The 8,547-nt window shown below is 67.2% G+C and carries 6 protein-coding genes; 3 read left to right on the forward strand and 3 right to left on the reverse strand.

What is annotated here, in order from left to right; genetic code table 11:
* Positions 1-3 precede the first annotated feature (3 nt).
* Complete coding sequence (locus ASE48_RS15785; RefSeq protein WP_057168061.1) at positions 4-1,125, reverse strand: phosphotransferase; 1,122 nt, start codon at positions 1,123-1,125, stop codon at positions 4-6.
* Between the two features lie 53 nt (positions 1,126-1,178).
* On the opposite strand from ASE48_RS15785, the gene ASE48_RS15790 reads away from it, so the two are divergent.
* Positions 1,179-2,354 carry a CaiB/BaiF CoA transferase family protein gene (locus ASE48_RS15790; protein WP_057168062.1) on the forward strand — a complete coding sequence of 392 codons (1,176 nt, stop codon included), beginning with the start codon at positions 1,179-1,181 and terminating at the stop codon, positions 2,352-2,354.
* Here ASE48_RS15790 and ASE48_RS15795 read toward each other — a convergent pair.
* Positions 2,342-4,540, reverse strand: coding sequence for a glycoside hydrolase family 3 C-terminal domain-containing protein (locus tag ASE48_RS15795; RefSeq protein ID WP_057168063.1), 2,199 nt, complete (start codon positions 4,538-4,540; stop codon positions 2,342-2,344). The genes ASE48_RS15790 and ASE48_RS15795 overlap by 13 nt on opposite strands.
* Positions 4,524-5,072 carry a TetR/AcrR family transcriptional regulator gene (locus ASE48_RS15800; RefSeq protein ID WP_057168064.1) on the reverse strand — a complete coding sequence of 183 codons (549 nt, stop codon included), beginning with the start codon at positions 5,070-5,072 and terminating at the stop codon, positions 4,524-4,526. The genes ASE48_RS15795 and ASE48_RS15800 overlap by 17 nt, the downstream gene beginning before the upstream one ends.
* Before the next feature lie 81 nt (positions 5,073-5,153).
* Between ASE48_RS15800 and ASE48_RS15805 the strand changes: the two genes are divergently transcribed.
* Positions 5,154-6,410 (forward strand): cytochrome P450, encoded by a 1,257-nt coding sequence (locus ASE48_RS15805; protein ID WP_057168065.1) that lies wholly within the window; start codon positions 5,154-5,156, stop codon positions 6,408-6,410.
* Complete coding sequence (locus tag ASE48_RS15810) at positions 6,407-8,335, forward strand: flavin-containing monooxygenase (protein ID WP_057168066.1); 1,929 nt, start codon at positions 6,407-6,409, stop codon at positions 8,333-8,335. The genes ASE48_RS15805 and ASE48_RS15810 overlap by 4 nt, the downstream gene beginning before the upstream one ends.
* The last annotated feature ends 212 nt before the right edge of the window (positions 8,336-8,547 follow it).

Consider the following 8,547-nt stretch of genomic DNA (forward strand, 5'->3'; position numbering starts at 1 on the left):
CCATCACAAAGAGGCCTTCAGCGCGTAAACCGTGTCGAGATCCTCCAGCGCGGCCACCGCCCGGCCGAGCCCTTCGAGGGCGATGTTCTCGTCCTGCATGCCGCCCATCCCGGCGGTGATCAGGGTCGCGATGTAGGCGTACAGCGCCGACTGGCGGTACCGCTGCCACAGTTCGTCGCGGTCGATCTCGGGGCCGCCCGCGGCGGCCAGCGCGGCCCGGTACACGTCGAGCAGTTCGCGCTGGTTCTCCACCCGTGAGTCGGTGGTCATGCTGGTGATCAAGGTGTATGACAGCTCGCGGGACGGATGCCCGCGCCGCACCGCCTGCCAGTCGAGCAGGCCTGCTTTTCCGTTGCGGAAGTAGACATTTCCCGGGTGCGCGTCGCCGTGCATGACGGTATGCGGGCCCCGGTCGATCAGGGTGGCCGCCGCCCGGTAGTTGTCGTTGATGAACTGGCCCGTGCGGACCGGTATCGAGGTCCTGCCCTCCAGCCGGCGCGCCGAGGCGTTGGCCAGTGAGCCGGTCAGCAGCGAGGTCGCATCGGCCGACGCCGTGTACACCCAGGGGTAGGGGTCGAGCCGCCGCCAGAAGGTGGCGTGCACCCGCGCCAGCAGTTCCACGATCAGCGCCGCGCGGTCCGGGTCCAGTGGATGCAGAGTGTCGGGGAATTCACAGGCATGGACCGCCAGATCCTCCAGCACCAACACGAATCGTCCGGTGAGGGGATCGAAGGTGGCGCCGTGGCAGGTGGGCACATCGTCGAGTTGACCGGACAGCTCCCGGTAGAACCGGACCTCGGTGTCGGCGAGCCGGCCCAGCTCGCCCATCAGCCGGGTGGCCGCGGTTTCGGCGGGCATCTTGACGAACACCGAGGCGGGCACATCGGTACCGGTCAGCGCGAGCCGGGCCCGCGACGAGGTGCCGGCGTCGCCGTCGATCAGGGACACCGAGGTGACGCTGCGCCCAAGCAGGGTGGACAGGTAGGCCGCGTCCAGACCGCTGATGTGACGGGGGATCGCGCGCGCCCGCCCGAAGACGGCGTCGGTTGCGATACGTTGCATGCCGCGACCGAGATGTGCGGCCAGACCGAACACCGGGGCGACGCTGCTGACCTGCGGAGGCATCGTGCAAGCTTACAAATTAAATCAATATTGTAAAGCTCATTGAAGGGATTCCGATGTCTGGACCGATGGAAGGGTTCCGGGTGGTGGAGCTCGGCGTCTGGGTGGCCGCACCGGCGGCGGGGGCGATCCTTGCCGACTGGGGTGCCGACGTCATCAAGATCGAACCACCCGCCGGTGACCCGGCCCGCTCGTTCGGCCGGATGATGGGGCTCGACAGCGACCTCGGTATCGCGTCCAATCCGCCCTTCCAGATGGACAACCGCTCCAAGCGCAGCATCGTGCTCGACCTCGGAACCACCGAAGGGCGACGCACCGCCCTCGAATTAATCACCGGCGCAGACGTTTTCCTCACCAACATCCGCCCGGCGGCGTTGGCCCGGCTGGGCCTGGATTTCGCATCGGTCGCCACCGACAACCCGCGGCTGGTGTACGGCCTCATCACCGGGTACGGCACCGAAGGTCCCGATGCCGACCGGGCCGCCTACGACGTGGCCGCGTTCTGGGCCCGCGCCGGCATCGCCGACCTGCTGACCAGACCCGGTGACACCCCGCCCTTTCAGCGCGGCGGCATGGGGGATCATTCCGCGGGGATGACCCTGGCCGCGGCGGTGTGCGCGGCGCTGCTGGCCAGAACCCGCACCGGCACAGGGCAACTGGTCACCACCTCGTTGTACCGCCAGGGCGCCTACACGGTGAGCTTCGATCTCAACACGCTGTTGATGTCCGGTCAGCAGGTGGCCATCGGGCAGCGCGAGGCGATGGGCAACCCGTGCATGAACAACTACACCGCCGGTGACGGCAGACGATTCTGGATCGTCGGCCTCGACGTGCAGCGGCACTGGCCCGCGCTGTGCCGGTCGGTCGGGCGCGAGGAATGGCTGACCCGCTATCCGACACCACGGGACCGGTTCACCCACGCCCGCGACATCATCGCCGAGCTGGACACCCTCTTCGCGACCAGGACGCTGGCCGAATGGGAGCAGGTCTTCGCCGGGGAACCCGACTTCTTCTGGTCGCCGATCAATTCGCTCGACGATGTGGTGGCCGACGCACAGTTCCACGCCGCCGGAGGCATCGTGTATGTGCCCGAAGGGGATTCGAGCACGCCGATGGTGGCCAGCCCCGCCGACTTCTCGGCGACGCCGTGGCATCCACGCGGCCCGGCACCCGAACTCGGCGAGCACACCGAACAGATTCTCGCCGAACTCGGCGGCACTCAGGACCGCTGACGGTTCACCTCATCGAGCAGCTCGGTCAGCTGCTGCCGGCTGACCGCGCCGCCGCTGAAAGACACCATGCGGCCCACCGGAATGGACCCGAGCATGCGCAGCATGTCGGTGCCCAGCGACGCACCCGCCGCACCCTGGGGGGCCGCCTTCTCCAGCGCCGTCGTCACGATCGGGGCGGCCACCGGGTCGTCGAGCAGCTCGCCGAGGGTGGAGTCGGCGGTGAAGGCGATGACCGGGGTGTCGTCCCCGTCCACGGTCACCTCGGTGTGCAGGCGCAGATCCCGGCTCGACGCCCCGACGGACACCGCGTACTGGCCCGCCTCGACCAGCCGCCGCCCGGCGCGCACATCCCAGTAGCCGAGTTCGTCACGGGGAACACGGATCTCGATGTCGACCAGCTCGCCGGGCGCGACCGTCACCCCGGCGAAACCGGCCAGCCACCGCGGCGGACGGGATACCCGCGACGCCGGCAACCCCGTGTAGACCTGCACGACCTCACGGCCCTCCCGGTCACCGGTGTTCACCACCGACACCCGCACCGTCAGACCCTCGGCGGCGACGTCCACCGACAGATCGGTGTAGTCGAACCGGGTGTAGGACAACCCGTGCCCGAACGGGAACGTCACTGCGGCATCGCGCGCGTCATACCAGCGGTATCCGACGAATACCCGCTCCCCGTAGTGGATGTGGCCGTCCTCACCGGGAAAGTTGAGATAGGCCGGACCGTCCTGCAGCCGGACCGGCACCGACTCGGCGAGCCGTCCCGACGGGTTGACCGCACCGAACAGGACGTCGGCGATGGCGCGCCCGCCACCCTGGCCCAGCAGAGCGCCGTCCAGGATCGCCGGTGCGAGGCCGGCCACCCCCTCGAGTGCCACCACGCCGCCGTGTGCCAGCACGACGACGGTGCGGGGCTGCACCTGCACCACGGCGGACAGCAGGTTGAGTTGTTCAGCGGGCAGGTCGATGTGGGTGCGGTCGAAGCCCTCGGATTCGTCCTCGGGCGCCAACCCGAGGAACACCACCGCGGTGTCGGCGTCGGCGGCCGCCGCCAGGGTCTCGGCGGTGAGTTCCTCTGCGTAGCTGACCCGATGGCCGTCGGCGTACCGGCGGATCTCCTCCAGCGGCACATCGACCCGGGTCGGATTCACATGGGAGCTGCCGCCGCCCTGGTAGCGCGGCGTCACGGCGAACCCGCCGATGACCGCGACCGAGGACGGTGGGAGGGGCAGCAGGTCGTTCTCGTTCTTCAGCAGCACGATCGAGCGCGCAGCCGCCTCCCGGGCCAGATCGTGATGGGCATCGACATCGAATGTCGCGGTGCTGCTGCGGTTCTCGGTGACCCGGGCGGCCAGGGTGGCCACCCGTTCGGCGGCGCGGGCCACCACCGTCGCGTCCAAGGTACCCGCCTCGACGGCGGCGACAACGTCGGCGTCGGTGACCCCGTTGGTGGCGGGCATTTCCAGATCGAGCCCGGCGGCCACCGCGGCGACCCGGTCGCGGACCGCGCCCCAGTCACTGATGACGGCCCCGTCGAAACCCCACTCATCGCGCAGCACGGTGCTCAACAACCAGGCGTTCTCGGCGGCGTACACCCCGTTGATCCGGTTGTAGGCGCACATCACCGTCCAGGGCCGTGCTGCGGTGACGACGTGCTCGAACGCCCGCAGATACAGCTCACGCAGCGTCCGCTCATCCACATCCGAACTCGACCGCATCCGGTCGTCCTCGGCGTTGTTGACGGCGAAATGTTTCAGCGAGGCGCCCACACCCTGGCTCTGCACACCGCGCACCCATGCCGCACCGAGCGTCCCGGCGAGCAGCGGGTCCTCGGAGAAGTACTCGAAATTGCGTCCGCACCGCGGGTCCCGTTTGAGGTTGACCCCGGGACCGAGCAGCACGTGCACACCCAGCGCCAGGCACTCGGCGCCCAGTGCGGCACCGACCCGTTCGACGAGTCCGGGATCCCACGCCTGGCTGAGCCCGACGGCCGGCGGGAAACAGGTGGCCGGCTCGCTGCTGCCCAGGCCCAGGTGGTCGGCGGTGCTGCCGGCCTGTCGGCGGACACCGTGCGGGCCGTCGGTCAGCAGTATGGATGGGACGTCGCCCACCGCCTTGGTGGTCCAGAAGGTGGCGCCGCTGCCGAGAGCGGCCTGCTCTTTGAGGGAGTCAGTCACCGTTCCTATTCTTCACCCTCGCCGCGTGGCGCAATTGGGCGAGGAACTCTTCGGCGTCATCGCTGCGCACCAGATAGTGCGAGATGGCCACTCGGATGGCGGTGGCAGCCGCCACGTCGGAGTTCGTGCCGGGGGTGAGGCGCTCCAGGCGTTCGCGCATCAGCGGGATGAACTGTGCCAACCGCGCGATGACGTGGGCGGGCTCGATATCGACCATCCGCAGGCCTGGATAGGACCGCTGATATTCGACGATGATCTGCAGTGCGGCGTCCAGCCGGTCATCGGCGCTCAGGGTCTGGTCGACCCGGGCCACGGCCCGGTCATAGTGCTTGCGTTCCCACACCACGAAGGCGTCCAGCAGTTCTTCCTTGGAGGCGAACCAGCGGTACAGCGTGGGACGGGACACCCCGGCCTGTGTGGCGACCTCGGACAGACTGAGCTTGGTCATCCCGTAGTTGCCCAGCACCTCGGCCGTCGCGGCGAGTATCCGCTCGCGGGTGCTGTTCCGCGCCTCGACGGGTGACACGTCGGTCATCGCCATAGCTTTACAAACTATTGCCGAACTGTCACGCTAAATCTCGCGCGACATCGATGTCGCAAGCGCTGGAGGAGGGAACACCCCGTGACAGTTGCCAGCACGCCGCAGGCACGCGAATACAGCCCGTTCGACATCACGTCACATGACTTCTGGAGTCAACCGTTCGATATCCGCGACCAGACCTTCGCCCAGCTGCGGGCCCTGGACGGGATCAGCTGGCACCGGCCGTTGCCGACATTGTTCGATATCGAAGAACCGGGATTCTGGGCGCTGACCCGGCGCGCCGACCTCCAGTTCGCCAGCCAGAACCCGGATCTGTTCACCTCGGCGCAGGGGGTGGCGCTCGACCCGATGCCCGCCGAGGTGCAGAAGTTCGCGACCTTCTTCCTGGGCATGGACCCGCCGCAGCACACCACCTATCGGCGACTGATCAGTTCGGCTTTCACGCCGCGCAATGTGCGCCGGATCGAGGAACAGATCCACGCCAACGCCGTCGCCATCGTCGACGATCTCGTCGGCGCCGGTGACATCGACTTCGTCGAGGCCTGTTCGGCGCAGCTGCCGATGCGGACGATCTCGGACATGCTGGGGGTGCCGGCGGCCGACCAGCCGGCTCTGGCCAAGGCGGCCGAGAAACTGTTCAGCATGAGCGATGACGAATTCTCCACGCTCGAAGAGCGGGCCATGGCCACCATCAACGAGATCATGCTGATCTCGAGCACGGGCGTGGAACTGGCCAAGTTCCGCCGCGCCAACCCGGGTGACGATCTGATGACCAGCATCGTCAACGCCGAGGTGGACGGCCATCGCCTCACCGACGAAGAGATCGGCGCATTTCTCATCCTGCTGGCCTCGGCGGGCAACGACACCACCAAACAGTCCACCACGCACGGCATGCTGGCGCTGGCCGCCAATCCCGACCAACGAGATTGGCTGATGGAGGATTTCGACGGCCGGATCGGGATGGCCACCGAGGAGCTGGTGCGCTGGTCCACCCCGGTGTTGCAGTTCGCCCGCTTCGCCACCCAGGACGTCGAGGTCGCGGGCCAGCGCATCAGCGCCGGGGACAAGGTGGGCCTGTTCTACTGTTCGGCCAACCGCGACGAGAGTGTGTTCGCCGACCCGCAGAAGTTCGACCTGAGCCGCTCACCCAATCCGCAGGTCGGCTTCGGTGCGGGAGGACCGCACTTCTGCCTGGGCAACCAGCTGGCCAAGAGTGAGCTGCGAAACATCTTCCGCGAGTTGCTGACCCGGCTCAAGACCATCGATCTCGGTGAGCCCGACCTGCTGTACAGCAGCTTCGTGCACGGCATCAAACGGCTACCCGCGCACGTGCGATGAGTGCACGGCACCTCGTCACGGAACCGATCGAGGGCGTCGACGACGCCACCATCGCTGCCGCGCTCGAGCAGTTGTCGGTCTCGGCGCTGATCGCCTCGGTCGTCCAGATCACCGGGGACCCGTCCTTCATTCGCGGGCCGATACGACCGGTCCAGTTCGTGCAGAACGAATTTCAGGGCATGTTGGACGAGGAAAGCCAGGCGCAACTGCGGCTTCACGCACTCGAGGCCATCTGCGCGTGGCGGGACGCCGGCTGCCCGGGAGCCCCGCCGATCAGCACCGAACTGATCCGCGAGCTGATGGACTGGATCGCCTGCGAACCGGTGCCCGATGACAACGCGGCGCTCTACATCGAGGAGATGGACCTCGATGGCCGCAACCCGCGCGGCATCGCCGCGGACGGATTGACGCCGCCACCGGGATTCTCGGTGCTTGTCATCGGCTTCGGTGCCTCGGGTCTGCTGGCCGCGATCCGCTTGCAGGAGGCCGGCATTCCGTTCGAGATCGTCGACAAGAATCCCGATGTCGGTGGGACCTGGTTCGAGAACAGCTATCCGGGGTGCCGGGTGGACGTGGCGAGCCACTTCTACTCGTACTCCTTCGAGCACGTCGGCGATTTCAGCGCGTACTACACCCGCCAGCCCGAGTTGTACGACTACTTCCGCTCGGTGATGAAGGACCACCAGATCGACGCCCACGTCTCGTGGGGCCGGGAGGCGACGCGCGCGCAGTGGGATGACCAGACGGGCCAGTGGTCGGTGACGCTGCGCGGTGCCGACGGGTCGACGGAGCAACGGAGCGCCTCGGCGATCATCTCCGGCGTCGGATTCCTCAACCGGCCGCTCATCCCGGATCTGCCTGGGCTGGAGGATTTCGCGGGCCCGGCCTTCCACTCGGCGCAGTGGGATCATTCGGTGGACCTGCGCGGCAAACGGGTCGCCCTGATCGGGGCGGGGGCCAGCGGTTTCCAGATCGGCCCCGCCATCGTCGACGACGTCGAGAGTCTTGTGGTGTTCCAGCGGACCCCGCAGTGGATGGCGCCCAACCCGCGCTACCACGCGAGCGTCACCGACGGTGAGCGCTGGGCGATGCGTCACCTGCCGGGGTACTCCCGCTGGTATCGCTTCATGCTGATGTGGCAGTCCAGCGACAAGATGCTGGAACTGGTTCGTGCGGACCCTGATTGGCACGATTTTCCGCGCACCGCGAACGAGGCCAGCGCCGCCCGGCGGGAGTTTTTCGCGAAGTGGATCCAGGATCAGGTCGGCGATATGCCAGAACTCGCCGCCAAGGTCACCCCGGACTATCCGCCGATGGCCAAACGCATGTTGCAGGACAACGGCAGCTGGCTACGCTGCCTGCGTCGCGAACATGTGACGTTCGTCAACGATCAGATCACCGGCATCGACGGGCATTCGATCAGCACCGCCGAGGGCCGCCACGACGTCGACGTGATCGTGCTGGCCACCGGATTCCGGGCCTCGGAAGTGCTCTGCCCGATGGAGGTGATCGGGCGCGACGGGGTTCCGATCTCGGATGTGTGGGACGGCAAACCCGGTGCCTTCAATGGTGTTTCGGTGAACGGGTTCCCGAACTTCTTCATGATGGCCGGCCCGGGGACGGGGCTCGCCCACGCCGGCAGCGTGATCTTCATGCTGGAATGCCAGATGCGCTATATCGGCGCGGCCCTGCGGACGGTGATCGAACAGGGCAAGAGCACCATCGAGCCGACCGCCGAGGCGTTCGCGCGCTACAACCGTGAGCTTCAGGACGAGGTCGCCACCCTGATGTGGGGGCATCCGTCGATCGAGCACTCCTGGTACAAATCGCCCGACGGCGGTGTCTACGTGCTGAGTCCGTTCGGTTCGGTGGAGTACTGGAAACGCACCGGCGTGCTCGACGACGCGGATCACCAGCTGGGGTAGTGGGTGGCGTCAAGGTCGGGATCTGTGGCCTGACTCCACGTCGGTCCAGGGTTGCGTGGTTGCCGGAACTGTCACCGATGTCCTGATACATCACACTTGCGCACCGCTATCTTGCGGTGTCTTGAGTCAAGAAGTTGGCAGGTTTTTTTGGTTAATTGGGTTTAGGTATGCCTGCTGTGGGGTGTGGTCCTGGATGGCTTGGTGTGGTCGGA

Origin of the sequence: Mycobacterium sp. Root265 (assembly GCF_001428895.1) — a bacterium.
GTDB lineage: Bacteria > Actinomycetota > Actinomycetes > Mycobacteriales > Mycobacteriaceae > Mycobacterium.

Coding starts and splice junctions, on each gene's coding strand:
- ASE48_RS15785 (WP_057168061.1), bottom strand. CDS start 1,125: ATGCCTCCGCAGGTCAGCAGCGTCGCCCCGGTGTTCGGTCTGGCCGCA.
- ASE48_RS15790 (WP_057168062.1), top strand. CDS start 1,179: ATGTCTGGACCGATGGAAGGGTTCCGGGTGGTGGAGCTCGGCGTCTGG.
- ASE48_RS15800 (WP_057168064.1), bottom strand. CDS start 5,072: ATGGCGATGACCGACGTGTCACCCGTCGAGGCGCGGAACAGCACCCGC.
- ASE48_RS15810 (WP_057168066.1), top strand. CDS start 6,407: ATGAGTGCACGGCACCTCGTCACGGAACCGATCGAGGGCGTCGACGAC.